This is a genomic window from Polynucleobacter sp. MWH-P3-07-1 (assembly GCF_018687555.1).
In the GTDB taxonomy this organism is placed as follows: domain Bacteria; phylum Pseudomonadota; class Gammaproteobacteria; order Burkholderiales; family Burkholderiaceae; genus Polynucleobacter.
The window spans coordinates 1014293-1041011 of the sequence record NZ_CP061296.1; the positions used below are offsets into that span (position 1 = coordinate 1014293).

At 48.6% G+C, this 26719-nt stretch carries 21 protein-coding genes; 7 read left to right on the plus strand and 14 right to left on the minus strand.

Going from position 1 to position 26719, the window contains the following annotated elements:
* Positions 1-96: 96 nt before the first annotated feature.
* From glmM to ICU98_RS05330, 4 genes are all read right to left on the minus strand, one after another.
* The gene (gene glmM, locus ICU98_RS05315) at positions 97-1440 is read right to left on the minus strand and encodes a phosphoglucosamine mutase (protein WP_215351064.1); all 1344 of its coding nucleotides are present in this window, start codon (positions 1438-1440) and stop codon (positions 97-99) included.
* Positions 1441-1449: 9 nt separating this feature from the next.
* The gene (folP, locus tag ICU98_RS05320; protein ID WP_251365303.1) at positions 1450-2316 is read right to left on the minus strand and encodes a dihydropteroate synthase; all 867 of its coding nucleotides are present in this window, start codon (positions 2314-2316) and stop codon (positions 1450-1452) included.
* Complete coding sequence (ftsH, locus tag ICU98_RS05325) at positions 2297-4219, minus strand: ATP-dependent zinc metalloprotease FtsH (RefSeq protein WP_251365304.1); 1923 nt, start codon at positions 4217-4219, stop codon at positions 2297-2299. Before ftsH ends, folP begins: the two co-directional genes overlap by 20 nt.
* 135 nt (positions 4220-4354) lie before the next feature.
* Positions 4355-5029, minus strand: a complete 675-nt coding sequence (locus tag ICU98_RS05330) for an RlmE family RNA methyltransferase (RefSeq protein ID WP_215335751.1) — start codon at positions 5027-5029, stop codon at positions 4355-4357.
* 126 nt (positions 5030-5155) lie between these two features.
* On the opposite strand from ICU98_RS05330, the gene ICU98_RS05335 reads away from it, so the two are divergent.
* Positions 5156-5761: a YhbY family RNA-binding protein gene (locus tag ICU98_RS05335; RefSeq protein ID WP_215351067.1), complete on the plus strand. Its 606-nt coding sequence runs from the start codon at positions 5156-5158 to the stop codon at positions 5759-5761.
* A gap of 13 nt (positions 5762-5774) precedes the next feature.
* Here the strand turns inward: ICU98_RS05335 and ICU98_RS05340 are convergent, their stop codons facing one another.
* From ICU98_RS05340 to gloB, 7 genes are all read right to left on the minus strand, one after another.
* Complete coding sequence (locus ICU98_RS05340; protein ID WP_251365305.1) at positions 5775-6239, minus strand: DUF4149 domain-containing protein; 465 nt, start codon at positions 6237-6239, stop codon at positions 5775-5777.
* 15 nt (positions 6240-6254) lie between these two features.
* Positions 6255-6731, minus strand: coding sequence for a transcription elongation factor GreA (gene greA / locus ICU98_RS05345; RefSeq protein WP_215335753.1), 477 nt, complete (start codon positions 6729-6731; stop codon positions 6255-6257).
* Positions 6732-6791: 60 nt separating this feature from the next.
* A complete protein-coding gene (gene carB, locus ICU98_RS05350; protein WP_215351070.1) occupies positions 6792-10055 on the minus strand; it encodes a carbamoyl-phosphate synthase large subunit in 3264 nt (1087 codons plus the stop codon).
* Complete coding sequence (carA, locus tag ICU98_RS05355; protein ID WP_215353153.1) at positions 10055-11251, minus strand: glutamine-hydrolyzing carbamoyl-phosphate synthase small subunit; 1197 nt, start codon at positions 11249-11251, stop codon at positions 10055-10057. Before carA ends, carB begins: the two co-directional genes overlap by 1 nt.
* 206 nt (positions 11252-11457) lie before the next feature.
* Positions 11458-13344: a propionate--CoA ligase gene (locus tag ICU98_RS05360; RefSeq protein WP_215351073.1), complete on the minus strand. Its 1887-nt coding sequence runs from the start codon at positions 13342-13344 to the stop codon at positions 11458-11460.
* Between the two features lie 54 nt (positions 13345-13398).
* The gene (locus ICU98_RS05365; RefSeq protein ID WP_251365306.1) at positions 13399-14769 is read right to left on the minus strand and encodes a transglycosylase SLT domain-containing protein; all 1371 of its coding nucleotides are present in this window, start codon (positions 14767-14769) and stop codon (positions 13399-13401) included.
* Positions 14766-15578, minus strand: a complete 813-nt coding sequence (gene gloB / locus ICU98_RS05370) for a hydroxyacylglutathione hydrolase (protein WP_215335757.1) — start codon at positions 15576-15578, stop codon at positions 14766-14768. Before gloB ends, ICU98_RS05365 begins: the two co-directional genes overlap by 4 nt.
* 6 nt (positions 15579-15584) lie before the next feature.
* Between gloB and ICU98_RS05375 the strand changes: the two genes are divergently transcribed.
* The 5 genes from ICU98_RS05375 to dnaQ all read left to right on the plus strand — a co-directional run bounded on the left by ICU98_RS05375 (position 15585) and on the right by dnaQ (position 22051).
* Positions 15585-16382, plus strand: coding sequence for a class I SAM-dependent methyltransferase (locus ICU98_RS05375; protein ID WP_215351076.1), 798 nt, complete (start codon positions 15585-15587; stop codon positions 16380-16382).
* Positions 16383-16398: 16 nt separating this feature from the next.
* The gene (gene rnhA, locus ICU98_RS05380) at positions 16399-16854 is read left to right on the plus strand and encodes a ribonuclease HI (RefSeq protein ID WP_215351078.1); all 456 of its coding nucleotides are present in this window, start codon (positions 16399-16401) and stop codon (positions 16852-16854) included.
* A gap of 85 nt (positions 16855-16939) precedes the next feature.
* Positions 16940-18244 carry an efflux RND transporter periplasmic adaptor subunit gene (locus tag ICU98_RS05385; protein WP_251365307.1) on the plus strand — a complete coding sequence of 435 codons (1305 nt, stop codon included), beginning with the start codon at positions 16940-16942 and terminating at the stop codon, positions 18242-18244.
* Positions 18245-18255: 11 nt separating this feature from the next.
* Positions 18256-21354: an efflux RND transporter permease subunit gene (locus tag ICU98_RS05390; RefSeq protein ID WP_215351081.1), complete on the plus strand. Its 3099-nt coding sequence runs from the start codon at positions 18256-18258 to the stop codon at positions 21352-21354.
* Between the two features lies 1 nt (position 21355).
* Positions 21356-22051, plus strand: a complete 696-nt coding sequence (gene dnaQ, locus ICU98_RS05395) for a DNA polymerase III subunit epsilon (protein WP_215351084.1) — start codon at positions 21356-21358, stop codon at positions 22049-22051.
* Here dnaQ and ICU98_RS05400 read toward each other — a convergent pair.
* The 3 genes from ICU98_RS05400 to ICU98_RS05410 are packed head-to-tail and all read right to left on the minus strand — an operon-like array spanning position 22048 to position 24989.
* Positions 22048-23139 carry a tartrate dehydrogenase gene (locus ICU98_RS05400; protein ID WP_305120657.1) on the minus strand — a complete coding sequence of 364 codons (1092 nt, stop codon included), beginning with the start codon at positions 23137-23139 and terminating at the stop codon, positions 22048-22050. The genes dnaQ and ICU98_RS05400 overlap by 4 nt on opposite strands.
* Positions 23140-23190: 51 nt before the next feature.
* Positions 23191-23865: a SprT family zinc-dependent metalloprotease gene (locus tag ICU98_RS05405; protein WP_215335762.1), complete on the minus strand. Its 675-nt coding sequence runs from the start codon at positions 23863-23865 to the stop codon at positions 23191-23193.
* 2 nt (positions 23866-23867) lie between these two features.
* A complete protein-coding gene (locus ICU98_RS05410; protein WP_215351089.1) occupies positions 23868-24989 on the minus strand; it encodes an NADH:flavin oxidoreductase/NADH oxidase in 1122 nt (373 codons plus the stop codon).
* A gap of 154 nt (positions 24990-25143) precedes the next feature.
* Between ICU98_RS05410 and ICU98_RS05415 the strand changes: the two genes are divergently transcribed.
* Positions 25144-26667 carry a CoA-acylating methylmalonate-semialdehyde dehydrogenase gene (locus ICU98_RS05415; RefSeq protein ID WP_215335764.1) on the plus strand — a complete coding sequence of 508 codons (1524 nt, stop codon included), beginning with the start codon at positions 25144-25146 and terminating at the stop codon, positions 26665-26667.
* The last annotated feature ends 52 nt before the right edge of the window (positions 26668-26719 follow it).

Sequence of the window (26719 nt, forward strand, 5' to 3'; positions counted from 1 at the left end):
ACAACACATGGACGATACGATTTACGTATGACGCTTTTATGACATTAGGTCATCAAAAAGGCCTAAATCTGGGATTTTGGGCCTCAGAATGCAGTTTTAGACATTGGGGACTAAATCAGCAATGCTTTTTGCGCTCTTGAGAGCGATAGCCTGATCCTGAGCCTCAACCATGACTCTTAATACAGGTTCGGTACCAGATGGACGAATCAGCACCCTACCGGTACTCAGAAGATTAGCCTCAACTTGAGCAATTTGAGCCTTGAGCTTTTCATCGGCCTTCCAGTCATAACCAGGCTTCATTTTGATATTGAGCAAAACCTGGGGATAAATCTCGACTGAATCCAAGAGTTGTACCAGGGTTTTCTTTTGCTGACTCATTGCAGCCAAAACCTGTAGGGCGGCAATAATGCCATCGCCGGTCGTGTGCTGATCGAGGCAAAGCAAATGCCCAGACCCCTCGCCGCCTAGCTTCCAAGAGTTTTGCTTGAGCAACTCTAGTACATAACGATCACCTACTGCGGCACGCTCAAATTGAATGCCCAATCCCTTAATCGCATTTTCTACGGCTAAATTGGTCATTAAGGTACCCACCACGCCACCCAGTGGTGCTCCGCGATCGAGTCGATCCTTGGCCAGTACATACAACAATTCATCGCCATTAAACAAGCGACCGGTTTGATCCACCATCTGCAAACGGTCCGCATCACCATCTAAGGCAATCCCGAGGTCCGCGCCCACCTCTTTCACCTTGGCTATTAAAGCGCTCGGTGCCGTTGCACCACACTGATCATTAATATTGCGCCCATTGGGCTCTACGCCAATCGCAATCACTTCAGCGCCAAGCTCCCGAAAGACATTGGGGGCAATCTGGTAAGCCGCGCCATTAGCACAATCAAGCACCAACTTCATGCCACGCAAGTTCAGCTCATCTGGAAAAGTCGATTTACAAAATTCAATATAGCGTCCAGCTGGGGCACTCAAACGAGATACCTTGCCTAAATGTTCGGAACTCAGGCAGCCCAATGGTTTTTCCAGCTCAGCCTCAATCGCGAGCTCAAAGTCATCCGAGAGCTTATCGCCCTGTGCGGAGAAAAACTTCACTCCATTATCTTGATACAAATTATGCGAGGCGGAGATCACGACTCCGGCAGATAAACGTAAAGCCTTAGTGAGATAAGCAACACCTGGAGTTGGCATGGGACCACATAAAAGAACATCGACACCAGCAGAGACAAAGCCAGCCTCTAATGCGGACTCCAACAAATAACCAGAGACGCGAGTATCTTTACCAATCAATACCGTACAGCGTTCACCAGGCTTAGCTTGCCGAGTAAGCACAAGGCCAGCAGCATATCCAAGGCGAATCATGAAATCCGGAAGAATCGGAAAATTACCTACTTCTCCACGAATCCCATCAGTACCAAAGTATTGTTTTTTCATATGAAGGAATTATAAGACCGCTTCCCAGAGCTTAAGCGCATCGATGGTCTCGGGTACGTCATGCACTCTCACGATACGTGCACCCCGATCCGCTGCCATGACCACAGCAGCAATACTGCTGGCCAAGCGATCATCCGACTCGCGCCCAGTAAGTTTACCTAGCATCGATTTACGAGAGATTCCTGCGAGCACAGGAAAACCCAATTGTGAAAAATGTTCGAACTGCGAGAGCATTATTAAGTTATGCTCCAAACTTTTACCAAAACCAAAACCGGGATCAAGAGCAATCCGATTCGCTACAACCCCGTTAGCAATTAAAAGATTAGCGCGCTCTATCAGAAATGAACTGACCTGCGCAATGACATCATCGTAATGTGGATCAAACTGCATCGTCTGAGGATCGCGCTGCATGTGCATCAGCACAATGCCACATTGGGGATGATTCGCAACCACCTCAACAGCTCCCTCTTGGCGTAGCCCCCAAATATCATTAACGCAATCAACGCCAGCGTTAAGTGCTGCCTGCATCGTTGCAGATTTATAGGTATCAATCGAGAGTGCCACACCGCAATCGCTCAATAACTCAATCACTGGCATCACGCGATCAAGCTCTTCTTGAAGTGGAACCGGTTCTGCACCAGGCCTAGTAGACTCACCACCAATGTCGATGATGTCCACTCCACTCTTAATCATCTGCTCAGCATGAATCAAGGCAGCTTTAGCTGATTGGAACTGACCACCATCCGAAAAAGAATCCGGCGTCGTGTTCAGGATACCCATGACTAATGGGCGTTTACGAGGCTCAAAAAGAAAACGCCCGCAACGCCATGTTGCGGGCTGAACTACTGACTCAGAATTACGCAGTTGCTGGTGCACTTCCCGACGCTGGTCCGTTACCAAATGCAGTAGAAGATGCACTCTCCACTACTGGTGCAGTGGTCCCCGCTGAATTACCAAAAACCGTTGTTGGAGGTGGTGGCTTTGGTGTGCGTGGTGGACGACCTTCCATGATGTCCGTAATCTGATCTGCATCCAAGGTTTCCCATTCAAGCAGGGCAGCGACCATCGCCTCAACCTTGTCACGATTCTGCTCCAGAATCGAACGAGCCAGAGCGTATTGACTATCAATCAAGGCTCTGATTTCTGCATCGACTTTTTGCTGAGTGAGTTCAGAAACTGTTTTGGAACTGGTGCGACCAAAAATACTTTCAGACTCAGTGTCAACGTAAACCATGGTCCCTAAGCTATCACTCATACCAAAACGGGTCACCATGTCGCGGGCCATTTTGGTAGCACGCTCAAAGTCATTGGATGCGCCTGTACTCATGGAGTGCAAGAAGATTTCTTCTGCAGCTCGACCACCAAACAAAATGGCCAACTCTTCCAACATCCGATCTTTATACAGATTGACGCGATCAAACTCAGGCAATTGCCAAGTAACACCCAATGCCATACCGCGCGGCATGATGGTCACTTTATGAACGGGGTCTGCTTTAGGCAATACCTTGGCGACCACAGCGTGACCGGACTCGTGATATGCCGTATTACGACGCTCTTCTTCACGCATGACTGCAGACTTGCGCTCAGGACCCATGTAGATCTTGTCCTTAGCATCTTCAAAGTCTTTCATATCCACTGCGCGTTTATTGCGACGCGCTGCAAATAGAGCCGCCTCATTAACAAGGTTAGCGAGATCTGCACCAGAGAACCCAGGGGTGCCGCGCGCTAATACGGCAGCATTGACATCTGGATCAATCGGAACCTTGCGCATATGCACTTGCAGAATTTGCTCACGACCCCGAATGTCAGGTAAGCCAACATGCACTTGACGGTCAAAACGACCTGGGCGCAATAAGGCACGATCCAGAACATCGGAACGGTTAGTCGCTGCAACCACGATTACGCCGCTGTTGCTTTCAAAGCCATCCATCTCCACCAACATTTGGTTCAGGGTTTGTTCACGCTCATCATTACCACCACCCATACCAGCGCCACGGTGACGACCTACGGCATCAATCTCATCGATAAAGATGATGCAAGGGGAATTTTTCTTGGCGTTCTCAAACATGTCGCGCACGCGGGATGCGCCCACACCCACAAACATCTCAACAAAGTCTGAGCCTGAGATGGAGAAGAAAGGAACCTTTGCTTCACCAGCAATAGCACGGGCTAATAAGGTTTTACCTGTTCCAGGAGGCCCCACCAGCAATACACCATGCGGAATACGGCCGCCCAACTTCTGAAATTTTTGCGGATCTTTTAAGAAGTCCACCAACTCAAAGACTTCTTCTTTAGCTTCATCGCACCCTGCCACATCAGCAAAGGTAACCGTATTACTGTTTTGATCAATCAGGCGGGCTTTGGATTTACCGAAGGAGAATGCACCGCCTTTACCACCGCCCTGCATCTGGCGCATCATGAAAAACCAAAAGCCAATAATCAGTAGTGTTGGACCAAGGTAGTACAAAGCGGAAACGAACATATTGGGTTCATCGTCAGCTTTACCCGTAACCTGAACGCCGTATTTCATCAAGTCGCCCACCATCCAAATATCGCCTGGAGAAATAATGGAATATTTCGCGCCATCGTTTGGTGTGACTTGTAATGTTCGACCCTGCACGTCAACGCGCTTGATCTTTCCCGCCTTGGAATCTTCCATAAACTGCGAGTAAGTCACTTGCGGCTGATCTTTGGGCTTATCAAATTGCTTGAACACTGTAAATAGGACGAGGCCCACAACGAGCCAGATACCCACTTTTTGGAACATATTGCTATTCAAAACGAGGCCTTTGCCGGATTAATCCGGGAGTAATTGCATTGCTGATACCTAAGTATTTGATTCTACTACCAGGCTTTTTCAAGGGCTTGGAGTGGGTTTATTTAATAAACCCATGTAAATCGGGGGGTTATTGCCCTATTTAGGAGTCTTTAGTGTGCGTCCAAGGAGAAAGGTTTCGGAGGAGCGATCCCGGGAAGCCTTAGGCTTACGGGAGGCTACCGTTTTGAAAACCTTTTTAAAGGTCTCCACAATCTGGCTATAGCCACTGCCATGGAAGCACTTGATTAATAAAGCCCCATCAGGCTTAAGGTGATTTACCGCAAACTCCAAAGCAATTTCAGCCAAGAAAGCCATCCGGGCTGAGTCTGCCACGCCAACACCAGATAGGTTCGGCGCCATATCTGAAAGAACCAAGTCCACTCTGCCATGATCGGCGGCGGGCAACAATGCCTCTAAGGCTTTTAGCCCCTCATCCTCCCGAAAGTCCCCCTGAATAAAGCTCACATCGGCAATATCTTCCATTGGCAATAAATCAATCGCAATGATGGTGCCATCGGGCTTGCCAGATTCAATCGCGGGATTGCTCTTGCCAAGCTCAGTCAGGCGATTACGAGCGTACTGAGACCAACTACCTGGCGCACTGCCAAGGTCAACAATGGTCATGCCAGCCTTGATGAGGTGATCTTGTTCGTCAATTTCAGAGAGCTTGTAAACCGCACGTGCGCGATAACCCTCTTTTTGAGCCATCTTCACATAGGGATCAGTTAGATGATCTTGTAACCAACTTTTATTAAATTTATTTTTTGCCACAGCTTGTCCACTTTCAGAGGGCTATTTTCCTTGTTTATAGGTCACAAGGCAAAGAATCTGTACAAAATCGGCTCAAATAGCCTCATCTAAGCTGAATTCAAGGCTGCATGCTCTATCATCCACACCATGACTGCTCTTACTCTCACCCCCGCCCAACGCAAAGCCCTCAAGGCTGAAGCCCATAGTCTTAGCCCTGTCGTGATGATTGGCAATACCGGCTTAAGTCCTGCCGTCGTTAAAGAAGCCAAATTAGCCATTGCTAGTCATGGCTTGATCAAAGTGCGCGTCTTAGGCGACGATCGTGAAGCACGCATCGCGATGTATGAAACACTTTGCGATCAATTGGATGCGGCTCCAGTTCAACACATCGGCAAACTATTCGTGCTCTGGAAGCCCAAACAAGAAATCGATGAACACCTTTTGCATTTAGGTCGTTCTAGCAAGCAAACTAAAAAGACTTTGCAAGCACCTCGCAAATCTACCGCCGGTAAACGTACGAGCACTTCTGAAAGATCTGACCGTCGCTCAAGCGCCAGTAAATCTCCTTTCGCACGTGCGGCTGTTGTCAAGACAGCGAGTAAAACACCCAAGAAGCGAGTCTTACGTTCAGAAGCTGCTGAATCCAAAATTGGCTGGTCATCGCCCGGCTATCGCAAAGCAGCTGCAGCACCTGCCCCTATCAAGAAACGTAAAGTCAGAATGAGTAGCACCAAGAAAAAACTCTTAGGCTAAACGCTGAATACCGTTATTTGGCGGCATCCCAGACAAGCTTGATACCCAAGAGGCTTTGAATCAGATAAACGATGCTGGAAACACCATGGAGGCGACCAAACATGGTTGCCGCAGGTGATTGCATGACAGGCATCCCTTCAAGCAAGGTCTGATCTCTTAAAGCACTCATCCAAGGTAATAGGACAACACTACCAATCAGGCTGCACATTAGCATTGCCAATAAAAGCCAACGCATGGATTGGTACTGTAATTGCCCCTGCTTCACGAAGCGGTTCGCCATGACCAAGAGCACCAAGCACACTACAAAGCTCAAGTAGGCTTCAATTCTGAAAATATCGCCAGCAATCATGCCGGCCACCTGATGGTCAGTCAGAATGGTGAACAATGCTGGGGCAACGAGATAGCCAGCCGCCAACATGCTGCCAACCCAGAGGCCAGCGACGACAGTAAAAAATCTTGGCGCTTTAGATGCGGACACTGATGACAGGTAGGCTTAGATATAACGAATCGCTAAGATTTCAACTTCCCGATTTCCACCAGGAGCTTGCACTGCAACCACATCACCCTCTTCTTTGCTAATAAGTGCACGTGCGATTGGTGAGCTAATCGAAATCAGGTTACTGGCGATATCTGCTTCATCGTCGCCCACAATTTGATAGGTAAATTGAGTGCCGTCTTCTAAATCTTCAAGATCAACTGTTGCACCAAAGACTACTCGACCGTTGACATCTAATGAGGCGGGATCGATCACTTGGGCGGCGGACAATTTGCTTTCCAATTCCTGAATGCGTCCCTCAATGAAGCCTTGCTTTTCTTTGGCCGCATCATATTCAGCATTCTCAGAGAGGTCGCCTTGTGCACGCGCCTCAGAGATTGCATTGATGACTGCAGGACGCTCAACATGCTTGAGGCGATGCAACTCCTCTTTCAGAAGTTCTGCACCACGCTTAGTAATGGGAATTGTGCTCATACCGCTAACCTAAATAAGAATCGAATACCTTGCGCAAATCGCGCAAGGCCTGATTTTAGATTAATTCAGCAGTAGATGTAAATTCTGTAAGGCGTACACCTCAAGCGACTCATTTCCGCCATGCTGAGATGCCAGCAAGCCATCCATCACCGCACGCGCTGCACTAATCGTGGTGTAGTAGGTAATCCCTTGCGCCTGAGCACTAGTCCGAATCGAACGTGAATCCGCAATAGCAGCACGGGTTTCATCTACCGTAGTGAATACAAGGGAGATTTCACCGTTCTTAATCAAATCCACAATATGCGGACGGCCATCTTTTACTTTATTCACCACTCGAACAGGCAATCCAGCCGCTTCAATTGCCGCTGCAGTGCCTTTGGTAGCAACCATTGGGAAGCCCAGTTGATGTAATAACTTAGCGACTTCAACTGCCTTCGCCTTGTCACTATCTTTAACAGTCAGAGCAACCGTTCCAGTCTTGGGTAATTTTGTTCCAGCACCCAGTTGAGATTTAAAGAGCGCCTCACCAAAGGTTTTACCTACACCCATGACCTCGCCGGTGGAGCGCATCTCTGGTCCTAAGATTGGATCAATTCCTGGGAATTTGTTGAATGGGAAAACCGCTTCCTTGACAGAGAAGTAAGGCGGTTTCACTTCAGCCTCAATACCCTGCTGGTCAAGTGATTGCCCCACCATACAACGGGCAGCAATCTTAGCGAGCTGCAAGCCCGTAGCTTTGGAGACAAAAGGAACGGTCCGTGAGGCGCGAGGATTGACCTCAAGCACGTAAATCACATCCTGACCATTGACATTCTGAATCGCAAACTGGACATTCATGAGACCAACAACATTAAGGCCTTTTGCCATCGCAGCAGTTTGACGCTTGATCTCGCTGACGGTTTCCTCGGAGAGAGAATACGGTGGCAAGGAACATGCAGAGTCACCAGAGTGAACTCCAGCTTGCTCAATATGCTCCATCACTCCGCCGATAAATACCCGCTTACCGTCGCTGATGCAATCCACATCACATTCAATCGCATCATTCAAGAAGCGATCGAAAAGCACAGGAGAATCATTAGATACTTTGACAGCTTCACGCATATAGCGTTCGAGATCTCTGCCATCGTGCACGATTTCCATGGCACGACCACCCAAGACATAAGAGGGACGAACTACTAATGGATAGCCAATTTCTTCAGCAAGCTTGAGCGCCTCATCTTCAGCGCGCGCAGTCCGGTTGGGTGGCTGACGTAAGCCCAAATCTTGCAGGAGCTTTTGGAAACGCTCACGATCTTCAGCCGCATCAATCATGTCAGGCGAAGTACCAATAATCGGCACGCCATTCTTCTCCAGATCCAATGCCAACTTCAATGGGGTTTGACCGCCATACTGAACGATCACCCCTTTAGGCTTTTCTTTAGCCACGATCTCTAAAACATCCTCCAGCGTCAATGGCTCAAAGTAGAGTCGATCTGAGGTGTCGTAGTCGGTAGAAACGGTTTCTGGATTGCAGTTGACCATGATGGTTTCAAAACCATCATCACGCATCGCTAATGCAGCATGGACGCAGCAGTAGTCAAACTCAATACCCTGACCGATGCGATTGGGTCCACCACCGAGCACCATGATCTTGTCGCGATTCGTAGGATTGGACTCGCACTCGCCATGCTCAGCTTCATAGGTCGAATACATATAAGCCGTATTGGTAGCAAATTCTGCTGCGCAAGTATCTACCCGCTTATAAACCGGCGTGACTTTAAGACGATGACGTGCGGAGCGGACGGATGACGCGTCGACGCCGAGTAATTTGGCAAGCCTACGGTCCGAGAACCCTTTCTGTTTCACAAAGCGCAGTTCCGCTGCTGACAGGCTATCAATCTTGCGCTGCTTGAGCTCAACCTCTATGGTAATGAGCTCTTCAATTTGCTCTAAGAACCAAGGGTCCACTTTAGTTTCGGCATAGATCTCATCTAAGCCCATACCCATCCGGAAAGCATCCGCGAGATACCAAATGCGATCTGGGCCAGGTTCACCAATCTCTTGAATGATGTCGTCTAAATCAGTAGACACTTCATCTAAACCATCTACCCCTACCTCAAGACCACGCAGAGCCTTTTGAAAGGACTCTTGGAAAGTACGGCCAATCGCCATGACTTCACCAACGGATTTCATTTGAGTGGTTAAGCGTGAATCTGCTTGGGGGAACTTCTCAAAAGCAAAGCGCGGAATCTTAGTCACGACATAGTCAATTGATGGCTCAAAGGAGGCTGGTGTTGCACCCCCAGTGATGTCATTCTTCAACTCATCGAGGGTATAACCCACCGCCAACTTAGCAGCAATCTTAGCGATCGGGAAACCGGTTGCTTTGGAAGCCAATGCCGATGAACGCGAGACCCGTGGGTTCATCTCAATCACAATCATCCGACCATCAACCGGGTTGATCGAGAACTGCACATTCGAACCGCCTGTATCGACACCAATCTCGCGCAGGACCGCAATCGATGCATTACGCATGATTTGATATTCTTTATCGGTCAATGTTTGAGCAGGCGCAACCGTAATCGAGTCGCCCGTGTGGACGCCCATCGGGTCTAAGTTTTCGATCGAGCAAACGATGATGCAGTTGTCAGCGCGGTCACGCACCACTTCCATCTCAAATTCTTTCCAACCCAAGAGCGACTCTTCAATCAGTAATTCATGGGTCGGCGAGAGATCTAAACCGCGTTTGCAGATTTCTTCAAACTCTTCGCGGTTGTACGCAATACCACCGCCTGATCCACCCATGGTGAATGATGGACGGATCACTACCGGGAAACCGGCGCTACCAGTTTCTTGTTGAATGCGTTGCTGCACTTCATGTGCTTCATCTAGTGAATGGGCAATCCCAGACTTGGCAGAACCTAGACCAATTTTGGTCATCGCCTCTTTGAACTTTTGACGATCTTCTGCCTTATCAATTGCCTCGGGTGAAGCGCCAATCAATTCACAGCCGTATTTTTCTAATACACCGTGGCGATGTAAATCCAGTGCACAGTTCAATGCGGTTTGACCACCCATCGTTGGGAGAATCGCATCTGGCTTCTCGGTAGCGATGATGCGCTCTACCACTTCCCAAGTAATCGGCTCGATATAGGTTACATCCGCCATCTCGGGGTCGGTCATGATGGTCGCAGGGTTGCTATTGACCAAAATCACTTTGTAACCCTCATCGCGCAATGCTTTACAAGCCTGTGCTCCAGAGTAATCAAACTCACAAGCTTGCCCAATCACAATCGGGCCAGCACCAATAATCAAAATGCTCTTAATGTCGCTACGCTTAGGCATTATTTGCCCCCCTTGCTATTACTACTTTGGGTAGCATTCATAAGCTCCACAAAACGATCAAATAAATAGGCAATGTCATGCGGTCCTGGTGATGCTTCTGGGTGCCCCTGGAAGCACAGTGCAGGCTTATCTTTCCAAGCCAGACCCTGTAGTGAACCGTCAAACAATGAAATGTGAGTGACGCGCACGGTATCAGGCAAGGTATTGGGGTCCACTGCAAAGCCATGGTTCTGAGAAGTAATGGCAACGCGCCCGCTGTCTAAATCTTTGACAGGATGGTTGGCACCATGATGACCAAATTTCATTTTCAATGTTTTAGCGCCGGCAGCTAAACCCATTATCTGGTGGCCTAAGCAAATACCGAAGGTAGGCACACCCCTCTCAATGATTTCTTTGGCAGCCGCAATTGCATAATCGCATGGGCCAGGATCGCCAGGACCATTGGAGAAGAACACACCATCGGGATTCATAGCCAATACCTCTGCAGCACTAGTTTGCGCAGGAACTACGGTGAGCTCACAACCGCGCTCGGCAAGCATGCGCAAGATATTGGACTTCACTCCGAAGTCATAGGCCACTACTTTTTTGAGGGCCTTGCTCTGATCTAAGTTGCGATAGGCTGGTTTACCGTTGGGGCCATGAAGCTCCCACTCGGCCTCACGCCACGGATATGCCTGTTTAGTAGTTACGACTTTTGCTAGGTCTAAGCCAGACATGCCAGGGAAAGATTGTGCCAACTGCAAGGCCTTTTTACCTAGGGCCTCAATATCGTCGCCCAACTTGCCAGCCACAATGGCGCCAGATTGAGCGCCCTTATCACGCAAGATGCGGGTGAGCATACGAGTATCAACGCCGGAGATACCCTGTACTTTGGATTTGGTCAGATAGTCCTCGAGACTGCCTTCAGAACGGAAGTTCGAGACACGTCTGGATAAGTCTTTAACGACTAGACCAGCGGCATGAATTTGGGTTGACTCCGCATCTTGAGCATTGACTCCGACATTACCAATATGCGGATAAGTCAGCGTGACAATTTGACGCGAATAACTGGGGTCAGTAATGATTTCTTGATAGCCAGTGAGTGCAGTATTGAAGACTACCTCCCCAACGGTTTCGCCGGGAGCGCCAATACTATGGCCTGGAAATAAAGTGCCATCGGCTAGAGCCAACACGGCGGGAGGAAAAGAAGGAAGCAAGGGTGACAAACCATCTCCAGTCCCTGCTCCATCCGACGCTCAACACCCCACAAAAGACTACCCCGAGGCTGTTTTTGCGGGAGGTGAGTGTCTTTAAGCGCTAGGGTAATTATTGAGTTTCGAACCCTGTAATGATACCAGCTCGGCCACCCTAAAAGCAGAACTGGACTTCGCTCCCCTAGCTACTAGGCTGGCAGGCGCTTAACTTAAGACTTCATGGGATTTTGCTCAATAATTTGCTTGATTTGCGCCAAGACAGTTTGGTCTTCCATCGTGCTGATATCTCCAGGATCACGGCCCTCAGCAACGGCTTGTAGTGCGCGTCGGACTATCTTTCCTGAACGGGTTTTAGGTAAAGCCGTGACGATATAGACCCTGGCTGGACGCGCAATTGCTCCCAATTGCTGATCTACCGTCTTCATCAACTCCGCTTCGAGCGTCGCTACATGAGCAGCATCTTTTGGGATCGCAAAACCAATCGCAACTTGGCCTTTTAGCTTGTCTTCAACACCTACGACTGCCACCTCGGAAATATTTGGATGGCTAGAGAGCGACTCTTCAATCTCACGAGTGCCTAGCCGATGCCCTGCCACATTGATCACGTCATCGGTTCGACCCAAGATAAAGAAATAACCGTCTTTATCTTTGATGCCCCAGTCAAAGGTGGAATAAATTGTCTTACCCGGAATCGTTTCCCAATAGGTACTCACAAAGCGTTTGTCATCACCCCAAACCGTTTGCATGCAACCTGGAGGCAAAGGCCCTTCAATCGCAATCACCCCTTTTTGGTCTGGACCGAGCTCTGCAGAGCTCGCATCATCGAGCAACTTCAGGTTATAGCCAAATGAAGGGACGCCTGGTGAACCAAACTTGTGGGGCATGACTTCGACACCGCGCTGAATTGCCAGCATGGGCCAACCTGTTTCGGTTTGCCAGTAGTTATCCACAATCGGCTTCTGAATTGCATCATGAATCCAGCTCGCGGTTGGCTCATCCAAAGGCTCGCCTGCCAAAAACAGTGCACGCAAACTCGAGAGATCATATTTACTCAAGAATGCAGGGTCTTGCTTCTTCAGCACCCTCACTGCGGTTGGCGCAGAGAACATCACTGAAACTTTGTATTTCTCCACCAACTGCCACCAGATGCCAGCATCAGGACGCAATGGTGTGCCCTCATACAAGATGGTAGCCATGCCATGAATTAGTGGCGCATAAATAATGTAGCTATGCCCTACTACCCAACCAATATCTGAAGTACAGAACATGGTCTCACCGGGCTTGCCACAAAAGATATGGTTCATGGTGGAAGCTAAAGCGACGGTATAACCGCCGGTATCGCGTTGCACGCCTTTCGGTTTACCAGTAGTGCCCGAGGTATACAAAATGTATGAAGGGTGAGTCGAGTCAACCCACTCAACCGGCACGATATCGTTCAAATGGTTTTGACGCTCTGTCGCGTAATCTAAGTCGCGCCCTGTAACGGGGGTGAAATCAACCAAGCCTCGATTCACTATCAAGACTTTTTCAGGTTTGGCGGTTGCTAAGGCAATCGCCTCATCTAGTAATGGCTTGTATGGCACCGCTTTACCACCGCGCATTCCTGCCTCAGCCGTGATGATCATTTTGGGTTTAGCGTCATCAATTCGAGAAGCTAAGCTATGTGAGGCAAAGCCACCAAAGACCACCGAGTGAATTGCACCGATACGAACACAAGCCAGCATTGCAAAGCAAGCTTCGGCAATCATTGGCATGTAAATTAATACACGATCGCCCTTCTTCACACCATTGGCTTTCAGAATCGCGGCGAGCCGATTGACCTCTTCATACAACTCTTGGTAGGTATAGGTTTTTTCGATATTTGTTTCAGTAGACACTGCGACCAAAGCGGTTTGGTCGGCTCGATCTTTTAAGTGACGATCTACGGCGTTGTAGCAAAGATTGGTTAAGCCACCTTCAAACCATTTTGCAAATGGTGGATTAGCGTAATTGAGAACGGACTGAAATGGCTTTTCCCAATGAACTAATTTGGCCTGCTCTCCCCAGAAACCATCTGGATCTTGAATCGAGCGTTCATGATGCGCTTTGTAGGACATGTTTAACCTGACAGTAAAAAAATTCCTGACACTCAGACCAACCAGAGGGTTCTCTTAGTTGCTAGAGGTCTTAATGGGATCTTTTTTCGCAGATTTTGCAAGTCCTGTCGATGCGGATTTATGCTGAGTTGCGGCGTTATTGGAGGAGGAATTACCCTTAGAGGCCGACTTAGACTCTTTGGTTTTACCCGAACCCTTCCCTGCTGCACCTTTCTTGGTCTTTTTAGGGGGTGGTGGCTTCTCCAAGCTCAGGCTAGCGGTCTCAGCTAATGCAACTGAAATATCACCAGGCCGTCGGCTGGTTTTTGGAATGATGACAGTAGACCCCGCCTTAATTCTCATCCCCTTGGGAATGCCATTGATCTCCCGCAAGGTAGCCAAATCCACGCCCAAACTTTGCGCAGTAGCCTCAGCACTTTGGGTTTGCGCCACCTTCACAGCCGTCCATGTGGAGAGGGGCTTGTTGTATTTTTTGAGGTTCTCTTGATAGACCTCTGCATGTCCGAATGGTAAGAGTATTTGCTGATTGGCTGCGCTGAGAATCACGGGCTTATTAAAAGAAGGATTGAGCGTCTTAAATTCATCAACAGACATTTCAGCCAACTTGGCAGCAAGCGCGACATCAATATCGTTATTGACATCAACCGCAATAAAGTAAGGATGATTCTCCAAGTCCGGCAAGGTCACTCCAAATGCAGCAGGATCTAAAACCAGGGCACGGTAAGCCATCAACTTGGGCACGTATGCTCTGGTCTCCAGCGGCATACTTAAACTCCAATAGTCTGTTGGTAAGCCAGCAGCCAGATTTCTTTTTTGAGCCTTGAGAATATTGCCCGCCCCCCAGTTATACGCTGCTAGAGCCAGCTCCCAACTTCCAAATTGAGTATGCAGACGATTTAAGTAATCAAGCGCTGCATCGGTTGATTGCAAAACATCGCGTCGTTCGTCACGGAAGACATTCTGAGTTAACTGAAAATCTTTTCCAGTCTTGGGCATAAATTGCCAGATTCCCATAGCCTTAGCGCCTGACTTGGCTTGTGGATTAAAGGCGCTTTCTACAAATGGGAGTAAGGCCAGTTCAGTCGGCATATTGCGCGCATTCACTTCCTGAACGATATAAAACAAATATGGTGACGAACGCTTCATCGAGCGCTGAACATAATCTGGCCGGCTCGCCAACCAAACCGTTTGATCAACAATGAGTGGTGAATCCACTGGCTCCATTTGGAAGCCATCTCGAATCCGAAGCCAGAGATTATCTGAAGGCGCACCCAAGTCGCTGACGTTTTGTTTATTTAAATTGACGCGCGTTGCGCGGGATAGCTTGGCACTTCCTTTGGTTGGGGTATCGGAGGACCAATCACCCGTCGCGCAACCTGTCAGCACAGCAACCATCACGATCGCCGCATAAGGCCAACGGATCAAAACCGATCCTTCCAAGCCCGAATCACTGCTAATACATGGGCAGGACTGGGCAAACTTGTCTCACCAGAAATCGCCATCGCTGAAGCAACTACCTCAGCCTGGTTACAGCGCATGAAGGGATTGACTTGTAATTCATGGCCAATGGTTGTTGGCAAGGTAGGCAAGCCTTTCGCTCGCAAGGCTTTTGCTCTCTCAGCCCAATCGATCAAGTTGGTATTGTTTGGCTCTACAGCCAAAGCAAAACGGATGTTCGATAAGGTGTACTCATGGGTACAAAACACGAGTGTGTTTTTGGGCAAGGCCGCAAACTTGGCAAGCGACTCACTCATCTGGGTAGGAGTGCCTTCAAACAATCTGCCACAACCCGATGCAAACAAGGTATCACCACAAAACAGCATGGGCTCAAGTACATTGGCCTGCATGTTCGCAAAGTAGGCAATGTGGCTCAAGGTATGTCCTGGCACTTCAAAGACCTTGAGACTTAAGCGTGGATGGGCAATCTCTACCTTATCCCCTTCTAAAAGTCCTTCGGTTCTGCCTGAGATATCAATACTCGCTGGACCATAAACCGGAATTGGATGCGGCTTCATGGCGTCAATTAATTGCAATACACCGCCAGTATGATCAGCATGATGATGGGTAATGAGAATGCCTGTTAAGTGCAATTGCTTTTCAGCCAGGTAATCTAAAACGGGCGCTGCATCACCTGGATCTACTACGAGAGCAGAATGACCATCATGGATACACCAAATATAGTTATCCTCGAAAGCGGGGATGGGCCAAACCTGTAATAAAGTATTCTTGTCCATAGACTCATGATACCAACCCCGATCCCCCCTTCCCAAGCCCCCGCACCACCATGGAGTTCATGGGAAAAATGGCTGGAGTCACCCCCCGGAAAGTATGTCCTGAGCTGGGAGCAGCGCTGCTTTGATCAAATCGTGGCCGACGTTTTTGGTTTTCATGCTGTCCAAATTGGGTTACCGCAGATCAACTCCCTAGCAGAAAATCGCATGCCATTGCATGCTTTATTGATTGGTCGGCATGACACTCAAGAAAACCTGCCTTCAGCGCAATGGCACATCATTGAAGGTGAAAATCATGAACTCCCTTTTGCCAGCGAGAGCATTGATTTATTAATTCTTCCGCATGTTCTGGAATTCGCTGCAGACCCCCATCAAGTTCTGCGTGAAGTGGAGCGTGTTCTTCGCCCTGAGGGTCGTCTGATTATTTCTGGATTTAATCCGGCCAGTATTTGGGGAGTTAGGCAGTATCTCAGTCGCTTAATTGGCAACCCTTACCTTCCTCGAGACGGACAGTTCATTGGGCTGATGCGGATTAAAGACTGGCTGCAATTACTCAATTTCTCATTAGACCGCGGTCACTTTGGCTGCTATAAATGGCCACTCCAGAGTATAAGCGGGATGGCGCGCATGGATTTCTTGGAGTTAATGGGTAACCGATGGTGGCCTATTTTTGGGGCAGTGTTCTTAATCTCGGCGATCAAAAGACAGGCTGGCATGCGTTTGATTGGTCGAATCCCCAGCAAAATTCTGCCAGCAATCCAGCAATTGAGTCCGGCTGCAGAGCGAAATCAGCTAAAGTCCAAATAAACCTCATCAGCTAACCATGTCAGACACTAAACACGCTCACCACATCGTCATTTATACCGACGGAGCCTGCAAAGGCAATCCCGGCCCCGGAGGCTGGGGAGCAGTGCTGCGCTCGGGCGGTCATGAAAAACACTTACATGGCGGCGCAGAGCACACTACCAATAATCGCATGGAAATTAGCGCTGTCATTCATGCTCTCAAAGCCCTGAAGCAGGCTAGCTCGGTAGAGCTCTGGACAGACTCCCAATACGTCCAAAAAGGAGTAACCGAATGGCTAGAGGGATGGAAAAAGCGAGGCTGGAAAACGGCTAGTAAAGAGCCTGTTAAAAACGCTGACCTGTGGCAAGAATTGGATGAATTGCTCCCTAAACATCAAATCTCGTGGCATTGGGTCCGGGGACACAACGGCGACCCCAGCAATGAACTGGCTGATCAGCTCGCGAATCGTGGGGTCGAAGAGTACCTGCCCTAGCTACCCCCTAGCTTGGAAGCCTTTATTAAGGGGTTTATGAGAGAATGGTCGGATTCTGAGAACTACTTAAACTGCCTTCGAGACCGTGTCCAAAATTCAACTATTCGTTAGCAAACTTCCCCCCAAGATTCAGCCCATTGCCCAAAAATGCATTGAGCAGTTGCAAAGACTTCAATCTCAGGTCGAGGAAAAACTGCGCCCCTACTGGGAAAAGTACTCCCCTCAAATCAAGCAACTGGATTACGCTCAAAGCAAGGCTTTTGTGCTCAAGTACAAATGGCGAATCATTGGAATTTTGTTTGTGCTTTATGCCGGCTCGAAGATCGTCAATTATTTCTTCCCCGCTACTGACAAAGTCGGCGGACCAGTCACTGTCACGACGGTCCTAGTGGAGCCCAAAGACGTTCCCTTAGTCATTGAAGCCACCGGCACGATTGTTTCAAACAATATCGTTGATATTCGCCCCATGATCACCAATACGGTTGCGAAAATTTTGGTCAAAGATGGTCAAGAAGTGAAAGCGGGTGACTTGCTGTTTCAATTGGATGATCGCAATGACAAAGCCAACTACGACAAACTCAAAGCACTGGCAGATGACGCTCAAAGCCAGTATTTGCGTGCCAAGGAACTGGTTGCCAAAAACTTTATTTCGAAAGCGGGCTTAGAAACCTCCAATGCGAATGCCAAGTCCGCCCTTGCGGCTGCTAAAGCTGCCGAAGTGCAACTGTCTTTTGATTACATCCGCTCACCGATTGATGGTCGCGCGGGCATTGTGAATGTCTTCCCTGGCTCCTTGGTACAAGCAGGTAATGTGGTTTCCACCGCCACTAATTCAACTGCTACCTCTAGCGTTGGCTCCATGGTCACTATTACCCAACTGAACCCCATCAATGTGCAGTTCATCATTCCGGAAAAAGATATTCCGACCGTTTTAGAAAATCAGCTTGATGGCGACGCGCTTACTGTAAAAGTCACTGTTGGTGATGCTAGCAAACGAGTCTACGCAGGTAAGGTCTTAGTGATTGATAATCAAGTAGACCCCTCCATTGGCGCTGTCCGAGTGAAAGCACAGATTCCCAATGACGAGATGACTTTGCTACCCGGTCAATTTGCGCGTGTCTTCTTAGAAGCCAGCACCCTGAAAGGGGCTCTGCAAGTCCCTTCTCAAGCAGTGATTTTGAGTCCTAATGGCAAACGGGTATACATAGTCGATAAAGACGATAAAGCAGTTGCGAAGGCCGTTAAGGTTCTTTATGAATATCAAGGTCAAGCGGTAATCGATGGCATTTCAGCTGGTGATCGGGTTGTCGTTGAAGGCAAACAAAATCTCCGGCCAGGGAGCAAGATTAAAGAATCCAAGCTTGTTCTCCAACCAGTAAACCCTAGCTAAGTAAAAATCACATGACGCTATCCGAATTATGTATTCGGCGTCCCGTAATGACGGTGCTGCTTTCAGTATCGACCGTCATTGCAGGTGCCGTTGCCTATCTCCATATTCCTGTTGCTGCGCTTCCCAGCTTTAACTCTCCCGTTATCTCGGTTAGCGCCTCACTCCCTGGTGCTTCACCAGAAAACATGGCAGCCTCAGTAGCCCTTCCTCTTGAAAAAGAGTTCTCAACAATTGATGGCATTACGGTAATTAGCTCAAGCAACTTTCTGGGCACAACCAGCATCACTCTCGAATTTAATAACGATCGAGATATCGACAAAGCCGCAGTAGACGTTCAAGCTGCGCTCTTGCGTGCTCAAAAGCGTCTGCCGATTGAGATGACATCTCCACCGTCTTATCGAAAAATTAATCCTGCTGATACACCAGTTCTAGTAGTGCGGATGAGCTCACCCTCCATGAATCTCTCTGACCTCAACGACTACGCAGAGAATTTACTGTCACCCAATCTTTCTACTATCAGCGGTGTTGCACAGGTCATTGTTTATGGCGCCAAACGTTATGCCGTTCGCATCCGCGTCCATCCAGATGCGTTAGCTAACCGTAACCTGACGATGGATGACGTGGCTACTGCTGTGAATAAAGCCAATACCAATAGCCCGGTTGGCGTTCTAGACGGCCCTCGTCAGTCCATCACCATTTATGCCAACCCACAACTGGTCAAGCCTGAAGAATTTGGCAACCTTGTCATTAGTCAAAAAAATGGTTTGCCAATTTATCTGCGTGATATTGCAGAAGTCAGCCAGAGCTATGAGGATGTCAAGACCTGGGCAACCTCTGGTGGCGAACGCTCAATCGCGATTGCTGTATTACGTCAGCCAAATGCCAATACGGTCGATGTCGTCAATTCGATTAAAGCCCTGCTGCCTCAATTGCAAAAGCAGATGCCCACTTCAATCAAATTAAGTCTTTTAAACGACCGTTCACTGTCGATCTTGGATTCGATTCATGACGTCAATATCACCCTAGCATTGACTGTACTCCTAGTAGTGCTGGTGATTTTCCTGTTTCTAAAACATATCTCAGCGACCATCATCCCAACAGTTAGCATGCCGATCTCTTTGATAGGCGCCTTCTTCCTGCTCTACTTTATGGGTTACAGCCTGGATAACATTTCGCTCTTAGGTATTACGCTAGCAGTAGGCTTGGTGGTCGATGATGCGATTGTGGTACTTGAAAATATCATGCGTTATGTCGAAGAAGGCATGGATCCACTCAAGGCATCTCTGAAAGGCAGTAAAGAGGTGGGCTTCACCATCATCTCGATCTCGATTTCATTGGTTGCCATTTTTATCCCCCTCTTCTTCATGGCGGGTCCCATTGGCTTGCTCTTTAGAGAATTTGCAGTAATCGTAACCTTGTCGATTTTGGTATCGGCCGTTGCTTCCCTGACGATCGTCCCCCTGATGTGTAGCCGCTTCCTACCAAAACCGGGTGAACACCCTAAAGAGTTTGAAATTAATAAAAAGTTTGATCGTATTTTTGACTGGATGCTGAAGACCTATATCCACTATCTAGATATGGCTCTTCGCAATCGCAAGAAGGTCCTATGGGGCGCAATTTCCACTTTTGTGATTACGATCGTATTGTTTATCCAAACACCTAAGGGCTTCTTCCCTGAAGAGGATATTGGGCAAATCTCTGCCACTACCGAGGCCTCAGAGGACATCTCCTTTACCGCAATGCTGGCACTCCAGGATCAGGCCGCTGCAATTGTGAATTCCGATCCCAATGTAGATAGCTCCATCTCTGTGATTGGCGGTGGCGCTAGCTCTGGCACAAATACAGGCCGTATGTTTATTATTCTTAAACCAAAGGGTGATCGACAAAAAATGGCGCAGGTCTTAGAGGGCTTACGCGCCAAATTCAAAGAGTTGCCTGGCCTTCAGGTCTATATGCGCCCAACTCAAAACCTTCAGCTGGGAGGTAAAAGCAGTAAGAGTCGCTATCAATTTACCTTGCAAAGCGTTGGCTTTGAAGGTGTTAATGACTGGGCTGAGAAGCTCATGCAAAAAATGAAAGCGGACCCCCTATTCCGTGATGTGACCAGCGACTCGCAACTGAAGGGCTTGGATATTCAGATTGAGATCAATCGAGAAAAGGCCGCTAATGCTGGTGTGACGATTGCTGATATTCGAACTGCGCTCTACTCTTCATTTGGCGAGCGTCAAGTTTCGACTATCTATACACCCGTCAATACCTACTACGCCATCTTGGAAACAGCAGCTGAAGACCGTCAATACGAAACCGATTTGAATAAAGTCTATGTGCGCGGTCGCGCTACCGACAAACTGGTACCACTATCGAGTGTTGCTAGCTTCGTGCGTAAGGTTGGACCCACAGCGGTTAACCATCAAGGCCAGATCCCTGCGGTCACACTCTCCTTTAACCTGGCGCCAGATGTTTTCTTGGGCGATGCCACTAAAAAGATTGAGTCTTACTGCCGCGAAATTGGTTTACCCCCTTCTATCATCACCAGCTACGGCGGCGATGCTGCAGTATTTAAGAGCAATCAATCGGGTCAAATTATTTTGATTCTGGCTGCCTTGGGTGTGATTTACATCATCCTTGGTGTTCTATACGAGAGTTACATTCATCCCTTAACCATTTTGGCAGGATTACCCTCGGCAGCGATTGGTGCCATCCTAGCGCTGCGTCTCTTTGGCTTTGAGCTCACCGTGATCGCATCGATTGGCATCTTGCTCTTGATTGGTATTGTGAAGAAGAATGCGATTTTGATGATCGACTTTGCTCTGCAGGCACAACGGGGTCAAGGCATGACTCCAGAAAAAGCGATTCGCGAAGCCTGTATCTTGCGTTTCCGCCCCATCATGATGACCACCTTCGCTGCCTTGATGGGTGCCCTACCGATCGCTCTGGGTCTGGGTGCAGGTGCTGAACTTAGACAACCGCTGGGCATTACGGTTGCAGGTGGCTTGATCTTCTCTCAATTTGTGACCTTGATTATTACGCCCGTGATCTATCTCTACTTAGATAAATATGCAGGCAACGGGCCCATGGAAATTCCGGAATCTGTCTTAGAGGGAACCTAATATGCGTCAAGTTATTCTCGATACTGAAACAACGGGATTAAACCCCGCTACCGGTGATCGCATTATTGAAATCGGCTGCGTTGAAATGATTGGTCGACGTTTAACAGATCGCACCTTTCATTACTACATTAATCCAGAGCGCGATATTGATGCAGGTGCTTTTGCAGTCCATGGTCTTTCAAGAGAGTTTCTCTCTGACAAGCCAGTCTTTGGCAATATCGTTGACCAATTGATTGAGTTTGTTGATGGCGCCGAGATCGTCATTCACAACGCTGCATTCGACTTGGGCTTTTTGGATAATGAATTTGCCCTCCTCAAAAGACCAGCATTTAGATCTTTAGCTGCCAAGATCACCGATACCCTGCTCGATGCGCGGCAAATGTTTCCGGGTAAACGCAACTCGCTTGATGCTCTGTGTGAACGCTTTTCTATCAGCAATGAGCACCGCACTCTGCACGGCGCTTTATTGGATGCGCAATTACTTGCCGAGGTTTATCTAGCAATGACCCGGGGTCAAGAGGATCTGACGATTGATCTGATTGACTACACAGTCAATAACGATGATGCAGGCCTACCCAAGGCCTTACCTACCAATCTCAAACTCATGACTGCCAGTGCAGATGAATGCAAGCAGCATGAGCAAATTTTGGCAGACATCGCCAAGGCTAGCAAAAAAGATCCCGTCTGGAGCGCTTAAATCGCTGCAGCGATTGCTTTACCTAAATCATCGGTCTTAGCAGTGCCACCCAAGTCTGGGGTCAGAGGTGAGTTCTTGGGTCCACCAGCAAGCACCTTCTCAATTGCAGTAAAGATTGCTTTACCAGCCTCAGGGTATCCGAGATGATCCAACATCATAGAGCCACTCCAAATTTGCCCAATCGGGTTAGCAATCATCTTGCCGTAGATATCGGGTGCTGAACCATGCACAGGCTCAAACAAAGATGGGAATTTCCCTTCGGGATTAATGCTGCCCGATGGCGCAACGGCAATCGTGCCGGTGCAAGCAGGACCCAAATCAGACAAGATATCGCCGAAGAGATTGCTGGCAACGACAACATCAAAACGGTCAGGGTTCATAACAAACTGTGCCGTCAAAATATCGATGTGGTACTTGTCGGTTTTAACATCAGCAAATTGTTTTGCCATGGCTTCAACCCGCTCATCCCAATACGGCATGGTGATGGCAATGCCATTGGATTTGGTAGCTGAAGTTAAATGCTTTTTTGGACGACTCTGCGCCAAATCATATGCGTACTTCAAAATACGATCTACACCGTAACGGGTAAATACAGATTCTTGCACTACAAATTCACGATCGGTATCGGGGAACATCTTGCCACCGACGCTCGAATACTCACCTTCCGTGTTCTCGCGTACGACGAAGAAATCGATATCACCAGGCTTGCGATTTGCCAAAGGACATGGCACGCCAGGCAAAAGACGCACAGGACGCAAGTTCACGTATTGATCAAAACCTCTGCGAAACTGGATCAAACTTCCCCACAACGATACGTGGTCAGGAATGATATTTGGCATGCCAACTGCACCAAAGAAAATCGCATCGTATTGCATTAAGGTTTCAAACCAATTGTCAGGCATCATCTTGCCGTGCTTTTGGTAATAGTCACAGCTAGCAAAATCAAAATGATCAAATTGCATGCCAATGCCGAATTTCTGGTTAGCCACCTCTAAGGCACGAACGCCTTCTGGCATCACTTCTTTACCAATACCGTCACCGGCAATCACAGCGATTTTAGGATTCTTGAAGATCTTTTTTGCGTTCATCAGTTTTGTCTATTAGTTAGTTATGTTGATTTATTTTACTAGCGATAAAGTTTAGCTAATCGCCCGGCGAATATCATCACCGCTGGTCTTGCTACCCCGCTCTACGCTCTCAGTATCGTGCTCGCTTGTATTTTCAATGGTTTCTGGCACGGCCTCTTGCATCCGAATATTATCCTTTGGGCAGATCGGCGCACCATAGCTAGCCCAGCGCTTGAGTAAAGTGACTTCATAGCCACACTGGCTGCACTTTGCCTTACTGCGACTGGCGTTGCTTGGACGAGGGGGCGGGAACACAATCGCCTGATGAGGATAAGGGCCTAATTCTTGACTAATCATGGAGAGCTTGACCATCAACTCCTCAGTCGCATGCGCCATTCGAGCAGGACCCTCAAGCCCTACAGTTTGAGCAATGCCTTTGAAGTCCTCACCATGACCACTAAAACAGTCATCGACTGCGTGGCATAACTCATGTACCAAGGTATCCAACAATTGCACTGGATCATCTAATTTAGGAGAGATGAAAATCTCATTGACGCCACCACCCGATCGCTCGCGAGGCCAGCACTGGCCCAAGGTCGTGCGAGGACTACTCGAGGCCGGAAAACCACAAGAGACTCTCACGGGTGGAATTGCATAACCCGCTTTAGAAAATACCGGCTCTAAATGCCTTACTGCATCTTGGAGCCAAGATTCGCGCACAGCATGCTGCTTTACTTCTGATGTCATGTTTAGCGCTGCCCTACTTTAACGCCACCAAAGATAGCTTGGGCTTCGCGTGGCAAGCAACGCCAATAACGCTCATTCGCAGGAACCGTAGCGCCCAGGGCGGCGGCAGCTTCCCAAGCCCAACGTGGCTTGTAGAGAAATGCTCTAGCCAAAGCAATCAGATCTGCATCACCATCTTGCAGAATTTCTTCAGCTTGATGTGGATCAGTAATTAAACCAACCGCCATCGTTGGCAGGCCGGATTTCTCTTTAACAATCTTTGAAAACGGTATTTGATACTTGGGTCCAATCGCAATCTTTTGCAATGGAGAAATTCCTCCGGAAGAGATGTGAACGTAGTCGCAACCAATCGCTTTGAGTTGCACCGCAAATTCTGCAGTCTCTTCTGGTGTCCAACCACCCTCGACCCAATCATGCGCAGAGATCCGAATGCCTAATACACCTGAGTAGGCAGCTCTGACTGCTTTGAATAGCTCCAAAGGAAAACGAATGCGATTCTCAAACGAGCCGCCGTATTCATCTTTACGCTGATTGGAGATAGGCGATAAAAATTGGTGGAGCAAGTAGCCATGTGCGCCATGCAATTCAATACCTTCAACACCAATACGAGCGGCTCTTTCTGCTGCCGTTACAAATGCGGCAATCATCTTGTTGAGCTCATGTTTAGTAAGCTCATGGGGCAAACGCTCCCCCTCAAGCTGGGGAATGGCTGATGGCGCTTCGGTTTCCCAGCCGCCCTGATCTACTGCCAAGAGTTGGCCACCATCCCATGGTGTTGCACTAGAGGCTTTGCGGCCAGCGTGTGCTAGCTGAATAAATACGGGAGTAGCAGGAGCCAACTTACGGGCTCGACTTAGTTTGTCTTTTAGAGCTGCTTCGGTGCGGTCATCCCACAAACCTAAACAGGCTGGTGTAATTCGCCCCTCTGGAGTGACTCCAGTAGCCTCAATAATGAATAGACCTGCGCCGCTATTTAAGAGGTTGCCCCAATGCATTAAATGCCAGTCTGTTGCCTCACCATTCACTGCAGAGTACTGGCACATGGGTGCAACGACGATGCGATTGGCGAGGCTTACAGGGCCTTTTGGTGAGGGTAAGGAATAACTAGAAAAAAGCAGGCTCATAGGTACCTTTAAGGGCAAAAATGCGGTTATCAGACTAAAAACAGCGAAAGCGATAGAATACCTAAAACAAGAATAGGAGACCCTCTTTCGTGGCCCTCACGATCCTGGAAACCTTCTTTTTGCCGACAAACCCTAGGATCAAAAAATACACATTATGAAGAATGCACCCCAAGCCTTTGAATCTAAAGAAGATGTTGGACACTTCCTTGGTGGCACAGTAGTAAGCCCTAAAGATAGTCGCTTTGCCGACGTCTACAACCCCTCTACCGGCTCAGTAGCCCGTCGGGTTGCCTTGGCCAGCCGCAAGGACGTAGATCAGGCCGTAGCGGTTGCAGAGACCGCATTTCAGACCTGGAGCCAGACCTCGCCATTGCGCCGGGCTCGCATCATGTTTAAGTATCTCGAGCTCCTCAATGCTCACCGCGATGAGTTGGCTGCCATGATTACTGCCGAGCATGGGAAAGTATTTACCGATGCCCAAGGTGAGGTGACCCGCGGTATTGAAATCGTAGAATTTGCTACAGGTATTCCTGAGCTGCTCAAGGGTGATTACACCGAACAAGTTTCGACTGGTATTGATAACTGGGTGATGCGCCAACCTTTGGGTGTTGTAGCCGGCATTACGCCTTTTAACTTCCCCGTCATGGTTCCCATGTGGATGTTCCCAGTCGCGATCGCCTGTGGCAACACCTTTATCCTCAAGCCCAGCCCAACCGACCCTTCCCCTGCCTTATTGATGGCTAAGCTTCTCAAAGAAGCAGGTTTGCCTGATGGGGTATTTAATGTGGTGCAAGGCGACAAAGAAGCCGTTGATGCTTTGATTGAGAACCCAGACGTTAAGGCAGTCAGCTTCGTCGGTTCAACCCCGATTGCTAATTACATTTATGAGCGCTGTGCACATTTTGGCAAACGCTCACAAGCATTGGGTGGCGCCAAGAATCACATGGTGATCATGCCGGATGCCGACATGGACAAAGCAATTGACGCCCTCATTGGTGCGGCCTATGGTTCTGCTGGTGAACGCTGCATGGCGATCTCGGTAGCAGTCTTGGTTGGCACTGCTGCTGACAAGATCATGCCTAAGCTGATTGAGCGTACCAAAACCCTGAAGGTTAAGAATGGTATCGAGCTGGACGCTGAAATGGGTCCAATCGTTACTAAAGCAGCGCTCGACAGAATTACTGGCTACATCGAGAGTGGCGTTGCCTCTGGCGCTAAATTATTGGTGGACGGTCGCGGTCTCAAAGTCCCAGGCCATGAGAATGGCTTCTTCATTGGTGGCACTTTATTTGATAACGTGACGCCCGATATGAAGATTTATCTCGAGGAGATCTTTGGGCCAGTTCTCTCATGCTTACGCGTAGCGAACTTTACCGATGCCTTGAACTTAGTCAACTCCTGCGAATACGGTAACGGCGTAGCCTGCTTCACCAGTGACGGCAATATCGCGCGTGAGTTTGCCCGCCGCGTTCAAGTGGGCATGGTAGGCATCAATGTACCTATTCCTGTGCCGATGGCATGGCATGGCTTTGGTGGTTGGAAAAAATCCCTCTTTGGGGATATGCATGCCTACGGTAAAGAAGGTGTTCGCTTCTATACCAAGCAAAAGAGCGTGATGCAGCGCTGGCCTGAAAGTATCGACAAAGGTGCAGAGTTTGTGATGCCGACTTCCAAATAAGTCGGTCAATACGGTAGTAATCAAAATAGCGATCTTCGGATCGCTATTTTTT

Coding starts and splice junctions, on each gene's coding strand:
- glmM (WP_215351064.1), bottom strand. CDS start 1,440: ATGAAAAAACAATACTTTGGTACTGATGGGATTCGTGGAGAAGTAGGT.
- ICU98_RS05335 (WP_215351067.1), top strand. CDS start 5,156: ATGACTGCTCTTACTCTCACCCCCGCCCAACGCAAAGCCCTCAAGGCT.
- greA (WP_215335753.1), bottom strand. CDS start 6,731: ATGAGCACAATTCCCATTACTAAGCGTGGTGCAGAACTTCTGAAAGAG.
- carB (WP_215351070.1), bottom strand. CDS start 10,055: ATGCCTAAGCGTAGCGACATTAAGAGCATTTTGATTATTGGTGCTGGC.
- ICU98_RS05360 (WP_215351073.1), bottom strand. CDS start 13,344: ATGTCCTACAAAGCGCATCATGAACGCTCGATTCAAGATCCAGATGGT.
- gloB (WP_215335757.1), bottom strand. CDS start 15,578: ATGGACAAGAATACTTTATTACAGGTTTGGCCCATCCCCGCTTTCGAG.
- ICU98_RS05375 (WP_215351076.1), top strand. CDS start 15,585: ATGATACCAACCCCGATCCCCCCTTCCCAAGCCCCCGCACCACCATGG.
- rnhA (WP_215351078.1), top strand. CDS start 16,399: ATGTCAGACACTAAACACGCTCACCACATCGTCATTTATACCGACGGA.
- ICU98_RS05390 (WP_215351081.1), top strand. CDS start 18,256: ATGACGCTATCCGAATTATGTATTCGGCGTCCCGTAATGACGGTGCTG.
- dnaQ (WP_215351084.1), top strand. CDS start 21,356: ATGCGTCAAGTTATTCTCGATACTGAAACAACGGGATTAAACCCCGCT.
- ICU98_RS05400 (WP_305120657.1), bottom strand. CDS start 23,139: ATGAACGCAAAAAAGATCTTCAAGAATCCTAAAATCGCTGTGATTGCC.
- ICU98_RS05405 (WP_215335762.1), bottom strand. CDS start 23,865: ATGACATCAGAAGTAAAGCAGCATGCTGTGCGCGAATCTTGGCTCCAA.
- ICU98_RS05410 (WP_215351089.1), bottom strand. CDS start 24,989: ATGAGCCTGCTTTTTTCTAGTTATTCCTTACCCTCACCAAAAGGCCCT.
- ICU98_RS05415 (WP_215335764.1), top strand. CDS start 25,144: ATGAAGAATGCACCCCAAGCCTTTGAATCTAAAGAAGATGTTGGACAC.